At 47.7% G+C, this 19,957-nt stretch carries 15 protein-coding genes; 12 read left to right on the forward strand and 3 right to left on the reverse strand.

All coding sequences use genetic code 11. From position 1 onward, the window contains the following. Window positions 1-17: 17 nt before the first annotated feature. From SCB77_RS01680 to SCB77_RS01710, 7 genes are all read left to right on the forward strand, one after another. Entirely contained in the window at window positions 18-1,244 is a 1,227-nt protein-coding gene (locus tag SCB77_RS01680) for a SusE domain-containing protein (RefSeq protein ID WP_320184701.1), read from the forward strand. Between the two features lie 41 nt (window positions 1,245-1,285). Further along, window positions 1,286-2,857 (forward strand): DUF4832 domain-containing protein, encoded by a 1,572-nt coding sequence (locus SCB77_RS01685; protein ID WP_320184702.1) that lies wholly within the window; start codon window positions 1,286-1,288, stop codon window positions 2,855-2,857. A gap of 126 nt (window positions 2,858-2,983) precedes the next feature. Beyond that, on the forward strand, window positions 2,984-4,768 hold the full coding sequence (locus SCB77_RS01690; protein ID WP_320184703.1) for a glycoside hydrolase family 2 protein: 1,785 nt from the start codon (window positions 2,984-2,986) through the stop codon (window positions 4,766-4,768). Between the two features lie 9 nt (window positions 4,769-4,777). Next, window positions 4,778-6,007: a glycoside hydrolase family 88 protein gene (locus SCB77_RS01695; RefSeq protein WP_320184704.1), complete on the forward strand. Its 1,230-nt coding sequence runs from the start codon at window positions 4,778-4,780 to the stop codon at window positions 6,005-6,007. A gap of 28 nt (window positions 6,008-6,035) precedes the next feature. Beyond that, on the forward strand, window positions 6,036-8,768 hold the full coding sequence (locus SCB77_RS01700) for a sugar-binding domain-containing protein (RefSeq protein ID WP_320184705.1): 2,733 nt from the start codon (window positions 6,036-6,038) through the stop codon (window positions 8,766-8,768). 125 nt (window positions 8,769-8,893) lie between these two features. Then, window positions 8,894-9,541 (forward strand): beta galactosidase jelly roll domain-containing protein, encoded by a 648-nt coding sequence (locus SCB77_RS01705; protein WP_320184706.1) that lies wholly within the window; start codon window positions 8,894-8,896, stop codon window positions 9,539-9,541. 88 nt (window positions 9,542-9,629) lie between these two features. Then, window positions 9,630-13,724, forward strand: coding sequence for a hybrid sensor histidine kinase/response regulator transcription factor (locus SCB77_RS01710; RefSeq protein ID WP_320184707.1), 4,095 nt, complete (start codon window positions 9,630-9,632; stop codon window positions 13,722-13,724). Between the two features lie 82 nt (window positions 13,725-13,806). On the opposite strand, the gene SCB77_RS01715 is transcribed toward SCB77_RS01710, so the two are convergent. Genes SCB77_RS01715 through SCB77_RS01725 form a run of 3 tightly spaced genes read right to left on the reverse strand, consistent with a single transcriptional unit; the run spans window position 13,807 to window position 14,910 of the window. Beyond that, window positions 13,807-14,319 (reverse strand): 2'-5' RNA ligase family protein, encoded by a 513-nt coding sequence (locus SCB77_RS01715; protein WP_320184708.1) that lies wholly within the window; start codon window positions 14,317-14,319, stop codon window positions 13,807-13,809. After that, entirely contained in the window at window positions 14,295-14,438 is a 144-nt protein-coding gene (locus SCB77_RS01720; RefSeq protein ID WP_320184709.1) for a DUF2256 domain-containing protein, read from the reverse strand. The genes SCB77_RS01715 and SCB77_RS01720 overlap by 25 nt, the downstream gene beginning before the upstream one ends. Then, entirely contained in the window at window positions 14,425-14,910 is a 486-nt protein-coding gene (locus SCB77_RS01725; RefSeq protein WP_320184710.1) for a DUF4385 domain-containing protein, read from the reverse strand. Before SCB77_RS01725 ends, SCB77_RS01720 begins: the two co-directional genes overlap by 14 nt. Before the next feature lie 233 nt (window positions 14,911-15,143). On the opposite strand from SCB77_RS01725, the gene SCB77_RS01730 reads away from it, so the two are divergent. From SCB77_RS01730 to traJ, 5 genes are read left to right on the forward strand one after another with little or no spacing between them, the layout of a single operon-like run. Further along, window positions 15,144-15,446 (forward strand): DUF4134 domain-containing protein, encoded by a 303-nt coding sequence (locus SCB77_RS01730; RefSeq protein ID WP_320184711.1) that lies wholly within the window; start codon window positions 15,144-15,146, stop codon window positions 15,444-15,446. An 11-nt stretch (window positions 15,447-15,457) separates the two neighbouring features. Beyond that, window positions 15,458-15,790 carry a DUF4133 domain-containing protein gene (locus tag SCB77_RS01735; protein WP_320184712.1) on the forward strand — a complete coding sequence of 111 codons (333 nt, stop codon included), beginning with the start codon at window positions 15,458-15,460 and terminating at the stop codon, window positions 15,788-15,790. Further along, the gene (locus SCB77_RS01740; protein WP_320184713.1) at window positions 15,787-18,291 is read left to right on the forward strand and encodes a TraG family conjugative transposon ATPase; all 2,505 of its coding nucleotides are present in this window, start codon (window positions 15,787-15,789) and stop codon (window positions 18,289-18,291) included. The genes SCB77_RS01735 and SCB77_RS01740 overlap by 4 nt, the downstream gene beginning before the upstream one ends. Before the next feature lie 24 nt (window positions 18,292-18,315). Continuing rightward, the gene (locus SCB77_RS01745; RefSeq protein WP_320184714.1) at window positions 18,316-18,948 is read left to right on the forward strand and encodes a DUF4141 domain-containing protein; all 633 of its coding nucleotides are present in this window, start codon (window positions 18,316-18,318) and stop codon (window positions 18,946-18,948) included. Between the two features lie 2 nt (window positions 18,949-18,950). Continuing rightward, on the forward strand, window positions 18,951-19,946 hold the full coding sequence (gene traJ / locus SCB77_RS01750; protein WP_320184715.1) for a conjugative transposon protein TraJ: 996 nt from the start codon (window positions 18,951-18,953) through the stop codon (window positions 19,944-19,946). Window positions 19,947-19,957 lie beyond the last annotated feature (11 nt).

Genomic DNA, 19,957 nt, shown 5'->3' on the forward strand with positions numbered 1-19,957 from the left:
TATCCTATCTAGAAACAATGATTGGGGAAAACACTTTAAAACATCTAGCGCCGCTGATCTTGTGCACATTGTGGCTACAGGGATGCACCTACGAAATCGAAGACATCGACAAGGTAGAGGAGCGCATGGAGCTAGAGAGCAACAACAAGGAGATCACACTCCGTGCAGACCAGTTGACGGCGGACATCTTAACCTTCAATTGGCTTGCCGCACGCACTGTCGAGGGAGAAAATATGGTATCATACCGCACAAAACTGGATGTAGAGGGCAACAATTTTGGTTCGGCTACTGCCATTATGAGCCACGAAGACGAGGGAGTTCTGACAAAAAGCTTCACCTCAGAGCAGTTACAAAACTGGGCTAACGAAAAATGGGGGCTACCTGTCAACAAACCATTCAACCTACAATTTAGGGTGATTGCTCAATATGAGGGCAGTTCGGCATTTCACGCGCCCGAGGTACGAACAATAACCGTCCGAGTGCAGCCCATCCGCACGGTTGCCTTTGATGCCGATGACGTCTTTATTAGTGGATCGGCCATCGGAAACAGCTTACCGCACATAGCTATGAGCAAAACGCTGGAAAATGAAAATCAATATGCACTACTGCTGGACTTACAAGCAGGCGACATGCAACTTCCAGTATCCTTTAAGGGAGAAACCAATTACATATGCCCAAGCAACAGCGATGGAACATTGCAAGATGGCCAGGCGGTATCCGTAAACATGCGCGAACAACCCATTGCTTGGAAAATTCCCAAGGCCGGTCAATACCGGGTAGTGGTCAATATGCAACAAGCTACCCTCGCGATCTACTCGCCGGACCAGGCGCTGACGCCCAAACAGGTCACCTGGAACGGCGATGCTGGAGCTAGCATTTCAACCAAAGTGGTCGATCTCTGGATGCATGGGGCCATCAATGGTTGGGGCTCTCCCATCAAAATGGAATGTAGCGTAAGCCTTGCCGATCCGCAAGTGCTGCTGTACACAGGAGGTAGAACGGGCAAAACAAAGTTTATCGTATACGGCGAAAACGATAACAACAAAAACCTCGCCTATGCCTTTAGCTGCCCACTTAGTTCTAGTGGGACAAAGCAGGAACTTTCCCTGACGCTGGGCAAAACGGCCGACCTTTCAGGCGACATATCCAGTGCGCAGCGCGACTCCTATTATACCATCCCCACGGGAACAAACTTTTTGGTACTAGACCTGCGAAACATGACGATACGCGCTGAAAAGAAATAGCAACAGAAGATAAACTAATAGAAAAATTAATACACATAGCTATGAAAAAGACAAACTGTGAGATGGTCCTAAAGATGGCATTCGTGCTAATAGCCTTCCTAACTTCATTCTCCTGTTCCTCGAGCAGCCTCGAGGAGAAGGCCTTGGCAAGCCAAGAAGGAAAGACGTTGGTATCCCCAAAATATAACCGAAATACTCCGCTGCGCAATCCGCTTTCAGGATGGGTAATGTATGCCGGCCGCACTGCGATGCCCTCTTTTTGGGACCAAGAATATTACGTGCCCGACTTGGGAAAGAAAGTAAAGGCCATAGATTATGCTGCTGCGGGGTATATACGCACAAGCTGGTCATCGCTGAACCCCTCTGACGGAGTCTACGCCTGGCGTGACCCTAGTTCACAGATCGGTCAATTGATCCAGGGTGCCTTAGATAGAGGTCTGCCCATTGCATTGCGCATTGTCATTGACGGACGGGATCAAGGCCTGAACACGCCTCAATTTGTATTTGATGCCGGCGCTCAGTACTACTTAGAAAACAGCAACTTCCCAACACGCAGAACGCCCTACCCTCAGGATCCGGTTTTTAGACAATACTATACCAAATTTATCGAAGCATTGGCCGAGGACTTCAATGATCCCGACAAGACATCCTTTATCGATGCCTACGGCTTTGGTAAATGGGGCGAGGCACACAACGTCATCTATGAAGACCCTAACACATCGACGGGCGCCAATACAGAGGTTTTGAAAGAAGAGGTTCTAGATTGGGTAACTGATCTTTATACACGTACATTCACACAGGTACCCCTGGTTATCAACTACCATCGTTTGATAGGCCATCCTGCAAGCTGGGGAAATGCCAATCCGAACAGCGACCGTCTACTGGTAAAAGCCATAAATAAGGGATACAGCCTCCGACAAGATGCATTTGGCATGACCGAATATTACCAAGGCTGGGAAAAGCAATTTGCCAAGACATGGAACTACAAACGTCCCATCCTAATGGAAGGGGGATGGATAACTTCGGGTACGCACCGATACTGGATCGACCCCAGTGGCAATTATAGAGAGGGGCACCCCGAAGATGTTCGACAAGGGGAATTTGATGCCGCCAAAGAGGCTCATGTCAACATGATGGACTTCCGCGCAGGCGACACGGACTCTTGGTTCGAGAAAACATTCAACCTAGTACAGAGCTTTATCTCCGAAGGGGGTTATCGCCTCTACCCCGACCAAATATATCTGCCCGCTACTTTGGAAAAAGGTCAGCAGACCACCATATCACATCGCTGGCGCAATATGGGCTGGGGCTATTTTCCGAACAACATTCCCCAATGGAACTATAAATATAAAGTCGCCTTTGCGCTGCTCAATGAGCAAGGCCAGCCGCAGCAAGTATTCATTGATGAGGAAGCTGAACCTTCGAATTGGCTAAAAGACCAGGCCTCCGTACATGAGTTGAATGCTACGGTCGATCTTCCGGCAGGCACATACTCTTGGGCAGTAGCGATCATCGACAGCAGCAAAGAAAATCAGCCCGGCATTGAGCTCGCTGTCAATGGGGAAGTCACCGACAGCGGATGGCTCAAGTTGCTGGAGCTGACAATAAACTGATTGCTGATGGTTTAGTAGGCTCACTTATCCGAAATTACCTCACACATCTCCCGATCAGCATGTAAAGTTGCCGATCGGGAGATCAAATTACCCAATCAGCGAAAAGCACATTAAAAAGCTATTTTTATGAAGATAAAGCACTATTTATCCAAAACATGGAGCCTTTTGATCCTGCTGCCCTTTTACCTTTCGGCACAGACCATGACCAACGTGCATGGCCGGAAAGTTCAGGTACTGAACGGTAGATGGAATGCCATCATCGATCAATATGCGCAGGGGCGAAAAAATGAAATATACTTAAACAAAAAACCAGAAGGAAAAACAGAGTTTTACGAATATGCCTTTAAGCACGGCCTACGGCTTAATGTTCCCGCTGACTGGAACAGTCAAGCGCCCGAGCTTAAATATTACGAAGGAACAGTATGGTATGCTCGAGAGTTTGATTCCCAAAGACAAGCTGGAAAACGCCATTTTCTCTACTTCGGGGCAGTCAACTACCGCTGCAGAATATACTTAAACGGTGAGCAACTGGGAGAGCATGAAGGGGGCTTCACACCTTTTCAATTTGAAGTCACCGATAAGCTCCTAGAAAAGGACAACTTTCTGGCTGTAGAAGTCGATAACAGCCGCAGTCCTCACGCTATCCCTGCAATGGCCTTCGACTGGTGGAACTACGGTGGTATTACCCGTGATGTGTTTCTGATAGAGACGCCCGAGCTGTTTATTGAAGACTATTTTATAAGGCTGGACAAACACCTGCCAGACCACATAGATGCTGAGATCAAGCTTTCGCAGCCGGTAGCAGGAGCGCGGATCAATCTTCGAATACCTGAGCTACGCATTAACCAGACACTTCGCACCGATGCGCAGGGCAAGGCCCAGTTGACATTTAAAGTTGAAAAACTACAACGCTGGTCTCCAGCAGCCCCAAAGCGCTATGAAGTTGTTGTGGCGCATGCTGGGGAAGAAATCAGCGAAGAGATGGCTTTCCGTAACCTTTGGGTTAAAGGGGAAGATATATTTCTGAATGGCGAACCAATCTTCCTAAAAGCGACTTCTTTTCATGAGGAAATACCGCAACGCCAAGGACGTGCATTCTCAGAGGCTGACGCCGTAATGCTCCTTTCGGAAGCCAAGGCTCTTGGATGCAATATGATCCGGCTGGCCCACTACCCACAGAATGAACATACCGTAAGGTTAGCAGAAAAAATGGGCTTTTTACTATGGCAGGAAATACCGATATGGCAAGGCATAAATTTCGACAACACAAAGACTAAAGAAAAGGCGCAGGGGATGATCCGCGAGATGGTTGGAAGGGACAAAAACAGAGGAGCTATCGCATTTTGGGGAGTCGCCAATGAGACGCAACCTTCACCCTCACGCAACAGCTTTCTGCTAGACCTCATCGCACAATGCAAATCAATAGACAGCACTAGGCTAATTATTGCTGCATTTGACTTAGTAAAATTCGACCGCCAGAGGCAGCTATTTGTCATGGACGATCCATTCGTGAAGGAACTTGATGTCGTAGCGGTCAACAAATATTTGGGCTGGTACCACCCATGGCCCGTAAGTCCTGATCGATCCCTTTGGGAGGTTGCTAGAGGGCAGCCGCTCATTATTTCCGAATTCGGCGGCGAGGCACTGTATGGACAAACGGGCAAAGCGGATATGATTAGCTCGTGGAGCGAAGACTATCAAGCCCGATTGTATGCCGATAATCTAGAGATGTTTAAGCACATCCCTAACCTACGCGGTACAGCGCCTTGGATCCTATTTGACTTTCGTTCCCCCTTCCGGTTCCATCCCAGCAACCAAGAAGGCTGGAATAGAAAAGGACTTGTGTCCGACCAAGGGCATCGAAAAAAAGCCTGGTACTTGATGAAGAGTTATTACGAATCAATTCCATAATCGTTTTTCATGAAATCAAAATATATAAAATCACTCGATATGATATGTAGACCATTATGCCTGTACCTCATATTGCTCGGCCTGACGGCGTGCAGTGCTACGCGTGCCCAAACCAATGACACCTCCGTGGAAGCTACCGTAGACAGTGCCTTGGCATTTGCCGAAAAGCAGAGTTTACTGCTTGCAAAAAAATACGAAAAGCAGCACGACCAGCTACCACGGACCTTTCAGCAAGACAAAGATATTTCCTCTGACTCCCGATGGTGGTGCAGTGGATTCTTCCCCGGCGTACTATGGCTGCTCTATGAAGCGCATCCCTCTGCAGAGCTGCTGGCCTATGCCAAGCGCTACACGCAACGTGTGGAACGTGAGCAATACACCACTGACAACCACGACGTAGGCTTTATGATATTTTGCAGTTTTGGCAATGGTTATCGACTGACTAAAGATCCGCATTATAGGTCTGTCATACTTACCGCAGCCAAATCGCTGAGCACACGCTATGATCCGGCCGTAGGTCTTATCCGTTCGTGGGACCACAACAGGGAGCAATGGCAATATCCTGTCATCATAGACAACATCATGAACCTAGAGCTATTACTCTGGGCAGCAAACCAATCGGAAGATAGCACGTATAGCGCTATGGTTCGTTCTCATGCCGACCGAACCATGCAGCACCATTTCCGTTCCGACTACAGCTCTTACCACGTAGTATCCTATGACACGCTTAGCGCGCTACCGCACCATAAGCAGACCCACCAAGGTTTCTCCGACGAGTCGTCCTGGAGCCGAGGACAGGCCTGGGGACTTTATGGCTACACCTATCTGTACAGGGAAACAAAAGATCGACGATACCTTCAACAGGCGCAGCACATCGCCGACTACCTGCTCGATCATCCGCACATGCCAGAAGATGGTATTCCCTATTGGGACTACGATAGCCCTGATATCCCGAACACGCCTCGGGATGCATCTGCCGCTAGCATCATGGCCTCGGCTCTTGTTGAGCTCAGCGACTTTGTCGACGGGGAGCTTTCGCACAAATACCGCGACTTCGCTAAACTACAAATTACCACCCTAGCTTCTCCCCGCTACACGGCCAAATTGGGAGAAAACGGCGGTTTTATCCTGAAGCACAGTGTAGGAGCCTATCCGCTACATTCGGAAATCGATGTGCCGTTGACCTATGCAGACTACTACTATGTGGAAGCCCTCAACAAACTGAAAAAGAAACGCTAAGCAAACAATTCATAAAAACGAATTCGACATGAATGCCATCCTACCCCACTTTATTACATGCATATACACTTTCCTACTCTGCCTTGGACCACTTTTATCGCGCAGCCAAACCATCGAACGTGACCTTTCGGGATCATGGGGCTTCCAAACAGACCTCATGGATTTCAGAAGGGGCTCACTCTCTCCAAGGTACAATCACAAGCTCCAAGACAGCATCATGCTGCCGGGCATCACTGATGACTACCAAATCGGATACAGATCGCCCTATCGCCACATCGACCGATTGACCAGAAAATATGAATACATGGGTCCCGCTTGGTACCAGCGCGATATCGAGATCCCAGCAGAATGGGAAGGCAAGCAGATTTTCCTATACTTCGAACGGACACACTGGCTAAGCAGCATTTATGTAGATACCAAAGAAGTAAGCAAGATAGACTATATCAGTGTACCTCATAACCATGACCTTACACCTTATCTTCAGCCAGGCAAGACCCATCGCATTACCGTATGCATTGATAACAGGTTCCAATACGATACCCACAAATGGAACCACGCACATTCAGAATTTACACAGATCAACTGGAACGGTATACTCGGAGATATCAAGATGTTGGCTGTTGATCCAGTATATATTAACGATCTGCAAGTATATCCTCAACTTGCAGATAAGAGCATTCGCGTGAAGCTGCAACTCAACAATACCCTTGCTAAGAAAGCACAGACGCGTGCTACCTTCCATATTGCAGGAGAAGGTATTAACATCGAGAAAGCGGTGCAGCTGAGCAGCGGTGACTCTAGCTTTACACTAGAAACAACAATACCGCTGGGTCCTGATATGAAAACCTGGGACGAGTTCAACCCGCACCTGTACACAATAAACTGTGCACTGCAGACCAACCTCGAGGGTAAGGACTACGAGCATTCTCGAGAAACGACCTTCGGCATGCGGGAAGTAAAACAGGGCAAGAACCATATCCTGCTCAACGGCCGGCCCATCCACCTACGCGGAAATGTCGAGAATGCGGTATTCCCCAAGACCGGACACGCCCCCCTAGATGACGCTTCATGGGAGCGCATCATGGTTTTGATGAAAACATATGGACTCAACCACTTACGGTTTCACTCATGGTGCCCTCCAAAGGCCGCGTTCCGCATGGCCGATAAGCACGGAATCTATCTGGAGGTCGAAATGCCCATGTGGGGTAAGGATGCCGAACCTGAGGAAAAAAGATTTGCCTTTTTCAGGCGCGAGATCCAGGCCATATTGCAAGAATATGGAAATCATCCCTCATTCATCCTATATTGCAACGGGAATGAGATCACTGGTAACTTCGACTTTATCGAAGAACTGACGGCCCAAGGCCGCAAGCTTGATCCGCGTCATCTCTATAGTGGATCGACAGCGCGCACACGTGTGCCCTCGGATCAGTACTATGTGTCACAGCAGACCAACAAAGGCCCAGTGAAAGTGTACGAAGGATTACCCAGCACTAACTGGGACAGGAATAATGAGTCGGATGTTGACGTGCCGGTCATATCGCACGAATCGGGTCAGCGCTGTATTTATCCAAATTTTCAAGAGATCGAAAAGTATGCCAATAGCCCTGTTGAAGCACGCAATTTTGAGCTATTCCAAGAGATGCTAGAGCGCAACGGCATGCTCGATCAAGCAGACCAGTTTTTTAAAGCCTCTGGGGCCTTAACGGTACTGGAGTATAAAGCCGTGATCGAGGCATTACTACGTTCATCTAAGTCGGCAGGCTTTCAGCTGCTTTCACTCAATGACTTTCCCGGACAAGGTTATGCGCCAGTTGGCATCCTTGATCCCTTTTGGGACTCGAAAGGTCTTATCAGCGCCGAAAAATTCCGAGAGTTCTGCGCTCCCACCGTGGCGCTACTTCGCTATGAAAAAAGCGCTTATTTTGAACACGAGCCGTTCACTGCGCAAGCTGAGGTATATAATTACAGTGCATCGGCCATACGGCGAGTGCGCCCAAGGTGGTGGATAAGCGATGAGAAGGGAAATATACTAAGAAAAGGCAGTCTCAAGATGCATTCCATTGCTAGGGACAGCGTGTCTGCGCTCGGGGAGTTTTCCGTATCGTTAGGTGGCCTCGCCAAAACACAAAAGCTGACCGTTCACCTAGCCATAAATGAGCAGGTAAAAAACAGCTGGAACATATGGGTCTACCCTCCCCCCTCTCCCATCATGGAGTCTACAGCGGAAGTACTCTACACCAAGCATTATGATGCTGCTGCCCAGCGCCATCTGGCCGAAGGTAAAACGGTGATCTTAACACCTTCGCCCAACCAGGTAAAAGGTCGTAAATCGGTGTTCCACAACCATTTTTGGAACCCTATCATGTTTGCTTGGCCACCTATGACCATCGGCTGCCTGATCCACCATGAGTCACCTCTATTCAAAGAGTTTAATACTTCGTACCACAGCGACTGGCAATGGTGGGATATTCTGAACCACGCCAAGGTCATCGAGATGCAGGGAGCACCTGAGGCTCTACGCCCCTTTATACAGGTGATCGACAGCTACGATAACAACCAAAAATTAGGAATAGGCTTTGAGGCGAAAGTAAATGGTGGCAAACTATTGCTGCTGGCCGTAGATACCGAAAAGGACATCGATAATAGACCGGCCACCCGTCAGTTGATGCAAAGTATTGATGCCTATGTAAAAGGACAGCAATTTGCGCCAAAAGTAGAAGTCGATGAATCGTTCATTAATTCATTCTTATCAAAATAACTGTTATGCGCGAAATAATAATTCTCGGGCTAATACACCTTTGGCTACCACTGCTCGGCCAAGAAATTGTGCTTGATAAAAAAGCCTCCCTGGAGAGTGTTTATACCCAAGAGGTTACCGAACAAATGTTACTACCAATGAATGAACTGGGCCTAGAGGCGGGATATGCCTGCTACGAAACCCTTCTAAACACGACCTCGCGCCAGGCAACACTTGAACTGGAACATGTGCGGGACTATGCGGTCGTATACGTTGATGGCCATCTGCAAGGCTCTCTAGACGATAGCCGAAAAAAGATTGTCCTAAGCGGCATGTCCGGTAAACATCACTTACAGCTGTTTGTTGAGAATATTGGCAGAATAACCTATGGCCCCGAAATTCTCGACAACTCAAAAGGTCTCTTCGGATGGGTAAAGTTGGACGGTGAGCATGTCGAGGACTGGACCATGAAAACATTGGACATTAAAAATTATCATGTGGAGGATCTGTCCTTCTCTAAAGATTCGACATTGCACGCGCCATGCTTCTATCAAGGCGTATTTTCAACTGATGCTTCCTCAAGCCCTATTTATTTGGATATTTCGGGCTGGGGAATGGGTGAAGTATGGATCAACGGCCACTACTTGGGATCCTTCTGGGAGCAGGAAAAACAGCAATCATTGCTCATTCCTTCCAATTATCTTATCCCTGGCACAAATACTTTGGTGGTATTTGAGATGCACGACAAGGCACAGCAAATTATGAAGCTAACGGATAAGCCAGTCTTTAAATGATGCTGACTTGCCAGCGTTTGAAATGGATTCTCTTGGTCGTCTACGGATAATTTTGGTAAATTGGGACGCTAATCAAGCACGCTAACACATGGAAAAAAACTGCCTAGCTACCATTTTTTTTATTTTGGCATTCCGAATGCTTTATGCTATTGATGCATCGGCATATCGGTTCCATGTGATGCCCGAGACATCCTATTATGGCGGGATACAAAGCATCTGCAAAGATAGTTTGGGCAGGATTTGGTACACAGGGCCCGATGCACTTTTTATGTATGATGGAAATAGATTCCATCAACTCAATGAGCTGGTATCCAACATATCGCCAAAGGTAAAGTGGGGATATGGCAATCTGCTCACGGATAAAAGTGGGCAGCTCTACCTGACAAGCAACTTTGGTCTCCTAAAGTTTAACTACGAGCACTTCTCATTCGAGTTGCTGGTGGGCGGGAAGATCCGTTCAGTCACAATGCATAGCGATGGCAACATCTACATGCTTTCCGGCGACAGCTTACTGCGCTACGAGCAAAGCAGTGGCCAAACCGCCGCCTTTGCCTTGCCAACAAACAAAGCCTTCAGCCACATCATCAGTATGGACAACCAACTCTACCTTTCCCTAGAGGGCACGCTATACCATGTAGACTGGGCAAAAAGAAAATTTACAAAATATGCCTCCCTAGGCGGCAGCGCCAGCACGGTGAATGACGCTGTGGCCTACCGAGGTCACTACTATTTTCTGACGCAGCGGGACGGTCTTTACATTACCGACAAAACAGGCAAGGTCACCCTGCATGTGATCCTAGCCAATAACGGTACTGCATCGGCGCTATCGAAAAAGATACTCCTGGATGAAAAAGGCACCATATGGGTGGCCACACAGATGGGACTTTATCTTTACGATCCCGACGAGCAGAGCGGCGAATTTCTGCGGATGAATCTCAACGATGCTTTTTCACTACCCAACAATTCCATTTGGACGATCTATCCCGATCCGGATCAGGGTATTTGGATCGGGACCTATGGGGGTAAGATGGCTTACTGCTCCCTTTATGATGCAAAGGTGCGCTACTTTACCCCCAGTCCAGGCGGTCTGAACCATCCCGTAGTGAGCAGCTTTCAGGAAGACGAGCAGGGAAATATATGGATCGGTACTGAAGGCGGCGGAATAAACCGTTGGAATAGGAAGAATGATAGTTTTAGCCATTTTATGCGCTCACAGGGAAATTCGCCCAACTCCAATATGATCAAAAGGCTAAAATTTAATACGCAAGGCTCGAGGCTCTTGGCCTCCGCTTTCGGCGGTGGCATCACGGAATACGATATTAATACTGAAACGTTTTACGATCTAGGCATCTATTCGCCAGCAAGCCACATGCCCTTAACCGTATATGATTTTGTTAGCGACGAGGACGGAAACCTGTGGATGAGCGACCCAGATAAATCAATGCTCTATAAAAAAACTAATAAAGGTGTTTCAACTCAGCAGGTGGTAGGTGCCGATAACAAAAAGCTAAACTTGGAGATTGAAGCGTTATACATCGACACCGATGGCCACCTGAGGCTAATCACCCACCAAGGGCTATTCGTCGTATCACGTAAGACTCTGCAAGTACTGCACGAGTATCGCATTGAAAGCGCACCCTATGCTACAAATATGCTTTGCAGCTACTACCTAGCGAGCAATGGCGATCTGTGGCTTGGTACCCTAGGCAAAGGTGTCAATGTCCTCAGCAAGGATGGCCACTACAGAAACTATAGTGAAAGTAAAGACTTTCCTGCTAAAATGGTCTTTGGTATCTTGGAGGACGAGCATACCAAAAACATTTGGTTCAGCACCAGCGAGGGCCTATATTTTTATGACACAGCGACAAAAAATTTTAAAAAGGCTCGTTTCTATCGCGAAAACACATGCGGATCATTCTACATCCGTTCGGCAGCCAAAACCAAGAGCGGAGAAATGCTCTTCGGCGGCACCAATGGCTTTGTTATGTTCAACCCCACGCTGACCAACAAAAACCCACAAAAACCGCGGGTATTCTTCACCGGCTTTTTAGTGAACAACAGACTGGAGACCAGCCACACACCCAACTCGCCATTGCATAAAGATATCTCCAGCCTCTCCAACAACATCGACCAACAGATACGCCTGTCCAACAAACAGTCCAATATTGAGATCCGCTTTTCTGCCAACAGCTACCTTTCCGCTGATAAGAATGAGTTTATGTATCGCATGGTGGGCATTTCAGACCGCTGGCTATCGATAAGCAACAACCAGAAATCGGTACAATTTTTCAACCTGCCTGCTGGCGACTACGTATTCGAGGTTAAGGCGTCCAACAACGATGCCGTTTGGGGAACGGCTATCTCACGGCTCTATCTTCACGTGGATCCTCCATTTTTTCTGTCTTGGTGGGCTTATTGCCTTTACAGCCTATTAGCCGCAACACTCCTCTTTTTTGTACTGCGCTACTATACGAACAAAAAGGTTTTTAAGGAGCGCCTGGCGCTGGAAGTACTAAAAGAAAAAAATATGCGCGAGCTGAACCTCGCACGAACCAATTTTTTCACGCATATCTCACACGATCTAAAAACGCCGCTTACCTTAGTACTGCAACCTTTGAGGCAGCTCAGAGAGTCCCTTACAGAAGACGAAAAGGCATCGATATACTTGCAACATATCGAAAAAAACGTACTGCGTATCCAGCGTATGATCAGCCAGCTCTTGCGCTTTCGAGAAATTGAGAGCCAACGTATCACCTTACACCCTCAAGTTGGAGATTTTATAAATTTCGTATTCGATCTCTTCGGATTGTTTGAGATGTATGCCAACAAGAAGGAAATTGAAACACAAAGCGCGACACATATTGCACATCTACAAGTAGCCTTCGACTATGACATCATCGAGAAAATACTGACAAACCTCTTCTCCAATGCACTGAAATATACACCAAATAAGGGCTACGTTGGGTTGCGCATATATGCTGCAAGCGAAGAGGAAGTGATGATGCTACCAAAACCGGCGCAAACTGATGAACAGGAATACATCTCCATCGAGGTGCTCAATAGTGGCGATGGTTTTTCCGAGCAGCAGGTTGCAAACCTATTTACCTCTTTTAACCGCCTTTCCTCTGCTCGCCCCGCCTTTGAAGAAAGCTCGGGACTCGGTCTGGCTATTGTCAAAGAACTGGTGGATGTACTTGACGGACGGATATGGATGGAGAACAAAGTAGATATGATTTCTTTTACGATCACCCTTCCCCTACGCCGAGAAGTTGGGCATGCCAATCTACAGGCTAATCTTTACGACTATACGATATCGGAGATTGACGCTATCATGCTTGATACGACGGATGCCAAGAACAACGCGAAACATACAAATAAGGGCACCAGTCTTCTACTGATCGAAGATGATCCTACCATGAGAACCTATCTAGAGCAGCAACTTTCCGAAAAGTATCAGGTTTACACCGCTAGTGATGGAGCAGAAGGCATAAGCAAGGCCGAGAAAATCTATCCACAATTGATAGTCACCGACCTAATGATGCCCCAGTACAACGGATTTGAACTGTGTCGTAGAGTACGACAGAATTTCAAGACCAGCCACATCCCTATTATTATGATCAGTGGCATGGGGCATCAAAATGAAAACAAAATTAAAGCGCTAGAATATGGCGCCAATGTATTTATAGATAAGCCCTTTCAAATTGGCTACCTGCTGCAACAAATAGATAGCCTTTTAAAGACGCAGCACGATCTTAAAGAGAAATACAGCAAAAGGGTAACGGTAGACCCTTCCAATGTGACCATTACTTCGATGGACGAGGAGCTCCTACAAAAAGCTATGAAGCTTATTGAGCAGCATATTGCAAACCCGCATTATTCGGTTGAAGACTTCGTCTCGGACATGAATGTGGGTCGCACCGTTCTTTACCAAAAGATACACGACATTGTGGGCATGTCCATCAAAGAATTTATTCTGAATTTTAGGTTAAAGCGCAGCGCTTATCTATTGGAAAATTCGGACCTTACCATCTCGGAAATAGCTTACCAAACGGGCTTCAATAATGCGAAGTACTTTAGTGTATGCTTTAAAAAACAATTCGAGCTCAGCCCCTCCGAATTTAAAAAACAAAGAAACGATGGGGTTAATGAAATCGAGGAGAAGAATAGCAACCCTAAAGCATAGAAAGCTAGTTCCGCTTTAACGCTTTACGTACAGCTTTTGGATATGGTTGCACGGTGTATGAAGTGATCGCTTGTTTGCTAAATCAAGAACGCTCAAATATGAATCCTTCTTTGTACTCCCATGGCCCGCCCCTATAGATCCACAGGTCCATACCGATTGCCCGAGCCGTGAAGGGTATGAAGCTTTTACTGAGTTCCAGTAATAATGCTGTTGCGGCAGCGGGCGTAACTTTATTCTGCACCGTGATATGCGGCATAAATCGCTGCTTATCTTGTGGAATCAGATCATCGGCAAAAGCAGCACCTAACTTTTGGTGAAGGCGCTGTAAAGTTTCGCTTTCGATTTGGTAAGCTACTCCAGCTCCCAAATGCCGAAGACGGGTAACATGCATGTCGAAAGCGTCTTGGATGATCTCACCTAACACAGCAAAAGTGTGCGCACCGTCAGGCAATTTGTGAAATAACGTTAGATGGGCTTTTAAATAGTTCCGCTCAGGCGGAAAGTGCTTTTTGCGAAGCGCATCAAAAAAGGCTTGGCTCTTCTGATCTAGCCGAAGCGACAATATATAGGTTATAGCGTCTTGTTTTTCTTGCATCGCTCTGAACAATATTTAACTTCCTCCCAATTCTTCTCCCATTTTTTACGCCAAGTAAATGGCCTCCCACAGGCTGCGCAAAGCTTCTGCGGTAGATATTGCTTTTTAACCCCTTTCATTTTTCCATTGCTTTTTCATCGCCGCATATCGCGCATTAGCCTCGGCCTGCTTCCATCGTTTATAAAACACGTCTGCAGCAGCGGCCTTTTCCATATCACCAGTACCGCGATCCAGTAGCGCATAATCCTGATCCTTATCGTACTTTTTCCCTCCCTTGTAGTTCGCATAGCGTCTTGCGCGCGTATAGCCCATCTGCAAATACTTGCGCGCCATGTCTGCACCCACAAAATCATCTGCTTTTAGATAGTCCTCGAACATCGCGAAGATCGTAGCACTACTTTGCTCTGCGATGGCTTCGGTTTTGAAGCGCCAGTGCTGGCCAATTTCTGATTTATAGGGCTCGCAGATCAGCACGCCCTGCTCCCCCCTACCAACACGGTATTTCCATGGGCTCGCTCGATAATTGATATCGGGCTTCCATGGATAGTCCTTTTTATCAAAGTTCAAATAACTGGGCTGACGTTGTTTCATATGGCCAAATGTGCTGATGATAACTTTAGGACGGATTTTAAGCAAGAACAGTTTGCCAAACGGTATAATTTAATAACGGAGAATTCTTCAAGCACTTAAATCAAGGTCAAGCCATGTAACGAAAAAGAATTCCTCGCAATACTAACCCTGCGAAATCCTCCTTGCCAATAGCAACTTTTGTTCAAGCCGCTCAAAAGGCTTAGTCATCAGTCCCAAAACAAAAGTTCAATATCATGAAAAAAAACAACAAACACATCCTTCTCGCAGCGCTAACATTAGCCGCTATTCATGCATCAGCTCAAGGTAATGGTGCCGCAGGCATTAGCGAAGCTACCCAAATGGTTACTTCCTACTTTGATCCAGCTACCCAATTAATCTATGCCATCGGTGCGGTTGTTGGCCTTATCGGCGGGGTTAAAGTGTACAACAAGTTCAGTAGCGGTGACCCGGACACCAACAAGACCGCAGCTTCTTGGTTTGGCGCCTGTATCTTCCTGATTGTGGCAGCAACCATTCTACGCTCATTCTTCCTTTAAGCCTCATCGCTATGAAAACTTACGAGATCAACAAAGGCGTAGGCCGGACGGTAGAGTTCAAAGGACTTAAGGCGCAGTACCTTTTTATTTTCGCTGGCGGGCTTCTGGGCATACTGGTTCTAGTTATGATCCTGTACATGATTGGCCTAAGCAGCTACCTCTGCCTCTTTCTAGGCGGCGGTAGCGCTTCGCTGATCGTCTGGCAAACCTTCCGGTTGAACAAAAACTACGGCGAGTACGGCCTGATGAAAGCAGGCGCCCGCAAGATGCACCCCAGATACATCATCAGCCGCAAATCAGTCAGGCACATTATCCCAGTAACCCATCATTTAGAAAAGCTATGAGGAACATTTTAAAACGAGCGACGCTGGAAAGCAAGCTTCCGATTCTCGGGGTAGAAAACAATTGTATCCTGTCTAAGGAAGCCGATATTACCCTTTGCTTCGAGGTAATACTACCCGAGATCTTTACCGTGGCCGCAGCTGAATATGAGGTCATTCATTCGGCGTGGCTCAAGGCCATAAAAAACCTGCCCGAGCAGACCATCGTTCATAAACAGGACTGGTTTACTAGGGAAGCATTCGGAACCAGCACGAGCAGCAGCGAGCAAAGTTTCTTATCCAGAGCCTTCCAAGGACATTTCAACGAGCGGCCATTCCTGCATCACCGCTGCTACCTGTACCTTACCAAGACCAGCAAACAGCGCATGGCCCAGCAAAGCAATTTCACCTCACTATGCAAAGGTGTGCTAATTCCAAAAGAAATGAGAGACAAAGCCGCCGTTCAGCGATTTATGGAGGCAGCCGAACAGTTTAGCGATATACTAAACGACAGCGAACTTATCCAGCTAAGGCGTTTAGATCGCACGGATATTTTGGGCGATGAGGATTCACAAGGACTTCTTCCACAATACCTGTCGCTATCGTCCGATCCCGCGCAGCCTTTGCAGGATATCGCGCTCAGCGCAGAAGAAGTACGCATCGGCAACAAACGACTTTGTCTGCATACACTGAGCGATACCGAAGATCTGCCCGCAAGCATCAGCGCGGCCGGCAGGTACGAGAAGATGTCTAGTGATCGCAGCGACTGCCAGCTGTCCTTTGCCGCACCTCTGGGGCTGTTGCTAAATTGCGATCACATCTATAACCAGTATCTATTTTTAGACAATAGCGAAGAGAACCTTAAAAAGTTCGAACGCTCGGCGCGTAACATGCAGTCCCTTGGCCGTTACAGCCGCGCAAACCAGATCAACAAGGAGTGGATCGAGCGCTACCTGAACGAGGCGCATTCCTTCGGCCTGCAATCCATTCGGGCACACTATAATGTGATAGCCTGGTCGGATGATCCGCTGGAGCTCTCCCGCGCACGAAACGAATGTGGTAGCGCCATGGCACAGATGGAGTGCCGCCCGCGGCACAACACCAGTGATGCTGCTACACTCTACTGGTCAGCCATGCCCGGCAATGCCGGGGACTTTCCGCATGAAGATAGCTTTTACACCTTTATCGAGCCCGCACTTTGCTTTTTTAACGGGGAGACCAACTACCGCGATTCCCTTTCCCCTTTTGGCATCAAGATGGCAGACCGGCTCAGCGGAAGACCGTTACACCTTGATCTCTCGGATCTCCCGATGAAGCGTGGGGTGATCACCAACCGCAATAAGTTTATTCTTGGGCCATCGGGCAGCGGAAAATCCTTTTTTACAAATCATATGGTGCGGCAATATTACGAGCAGGGTGCGCACGTGCTCCTTGTCGATACAGGAAACTCTTACCAAGGTCTTTGCGAGCTGATAAAAAGCAAGACCAAAGCAGACGACGGCGTCTATTTCACCTACACCGAGGAGAACCCCATTGCCTTTAATCCCTTTTTTACTGAAGACGGCGTGTTTGATATCGAGAAGCGCGAAAGCATTAAAACCCTTATCCTAACCTTGTGGAAGCGCGATGATGAGCCGCCCACCCGGGCCGAGGAAGTCGCCCTATCCAATGCGGTAAGCGGCTATATCGCGCAAATCAAGCAAAGTGAAAGTCATCCTTCGTTCAACGGTTTCTATGAGTTCGCCAGAACCGACTTTCGCGAGCAGCTCACCCAGAAGCACGTACGCGAAAAAGATTTCGATTTAACGGGCTTTCTCAACGTGCTGGAGCCCTATTATAAAGGCGGCGAGTATGATTACCTGCTCAACTCCCCCCAGCAGCTTGACCTGCTCGCTAAACGCTTTATTGTCTTTGAGATCGATGCCATTAAGGATCATAAAGTACTTTTCCCTATCGTGACGATCATCATCATGGAAGTCTTTATCAGTAAGATGCGCAGGCTCAAGGGCGTACGAAAGCTGATTTTAATTGAAGAAGCTTGGAAGGCGATCGCCAAGGAAGGCATGGCCGAATATATCAAATACCTTTTTAAGACAGTCCGTAAATTCTTTGGTGAAGCAAACGTAGTTACCCAAGAGGTAGACGATATCATCCAGTCCCCTATTGTCAAGGAAAGCATTATCAACAACTCGGACTGCAAGATCCTGCTCGATCAGCGCAAGTACATGAATAAGTTCGATCAGATTCAAGCCATGCTCGGACTAAGCGAGAAAGAGAAATCGCAAGTACTCTCGATCAACCTAAATAACGACCCCAAGCGCCTGTACAAAGAAGTATGGATCGGCCTTGGCGGAAGTCAATCAGCCGTCTATGCGACCGAGGTGAGCCTAGAAGAATACCTATGCTACACCACCGAGGAAAGCGAAAAGATGGAAGTCATGGCGCTAGCTGACAAGCTGGGCGGAAATATGGAACTCGCCATTCGGCAAATTGCTCGCGAGAGGCGTGCAGCAACAAGCAACTAAGTAATAACATAAAAATACAAACCCATGAAAAAGATCATTCAAATCACATGCTTACTGCTGCTATGCATGGTAAGCTTAATCAGCAAGGCGCAGTTCGTGGTCACTGACCCCGCCAACCTGGCTTCGGGCATCCTAAACTCAGCCAACGAGATTGTGCAAACCTCCTCGACGGTCAGCAACGTGGTCAAGAACTTTAAGGAAGTAGAAAAAGTCTACCAGCAGGGCAAGGAATACTACGATAAGCTCAAAGCCGTCAGCAACCTAGTCAAAGATGCCCGTAAGGTACAACAGACTGTACTGCTGGTTGGCGATGTGTCAGAGATGTATGTGCAAAACTTCGGTAAGATGATGAACGACCGAAATTTCAGCCCGCAGGAACTCGCGGCCATCGGCAACGGTTACACCGCCTTGCTAAACGAAAGTACCGAGCTATTAAAAGAGCTCAAACAAATTATCAGCTCAACAAGCCTCTCGCTAAATGATAAAGAGCGGATGGACATCATCGACCGGGTATATAACGAAGTTAAGGACTACCACAGCCTTGTGCGCTACTATACCAATAAAAACATCTCGGTCAGCTACCTGCGCGCTAAAAAGAAAAACGATGCCGCCCGGGTAATGGATCTCTACGGAAATGCAAACCAAAAATACTGGTAGCGATGGAATGGAACAACATGCACGAGGTATTGCGATCGCTCTACGATGACATGCTGCCACTAGCTGGGCAAATGGCAGCTGTCGCTAAAGGCGCTGCCGGCCTTGGCGCACTTTTTTATGTAGCGCTCAAGGTTTGGCAAGCCTTGGGTCGGGCAGAACCTATCGACGTCTTCCCCCTGCTCCGACCCTTCGCGCTAGGAATCTGCATTATGTTTTTCCCAAGCATTGTCCTGGGATCGATCAATGCCATCCTTAGCCCGATCGTCAGCGGCACCCACGGCATTTTGGAAGGACAGGTACTGGATTTAAACAGCCTGCAAGAGCAAAAAGACCGACTCGAGTACGAGGCCATGGTGCGGAATCCCGAAACGGCCTATATGGTTTCCGATGAAGAATTTGATAAGAAACTCGATGAGCTGGGCTGGTCGCCGAGTGATCTGGGCGCCATGGCAGGCATGTATATGGATCGAAGCGCGTACAATTTTGAGAAAATGATGAAAGATTGGCTGCGTAATCTGCTGGAAATCCTATTTCAGGCCGCTGCCCTAGTGATCGATACAATACGCACCTTCTTTTTGATTGTACTCTCGATCCTGGGCCCCATTGCCTTTGCCATTTCCGTCTGGGACGGCTTTCAAGCCACCCTAGCCCAGTGGTTTACCCGATACATCAGCGTTTACCTTTGGCTGCCTGTCTCCGACCTGTTTAGCTCCATGCTCGCTCGGATACAGTCACTCATTTTGGAGCGGGATATCGCCATGCTCGCCGATCCCAGCTATATTCCAGACACGTCCAATACGGTTTACATCATCTATATGATTATTGGAATTGTGGGCTACTTCACCATTCCGACAGTTACTGGCTGGATAATCCAAGCAGGTGGTGCAGGAAATTTCACGCGCAATGTGAATCAAACAGCTATGAAGTCCGGCAATATGGCGGGCGCAGCAGCGGGATCCGTAGTGGGAAATATTAGCGGAAGACTTATGAACAAATAAAAATCAGCACC

It is taken from the genome of Sphingobacterium bambusae, from assembly GCF_033955345.1.
Classification (GTDB): domain Bacteria; phylum Bacteroidota; class Bacteroidia; order Sphingobacteriales; family Sphingobacteriaceae; genus Sphingobacterium; species Sphingobacterium bambusae.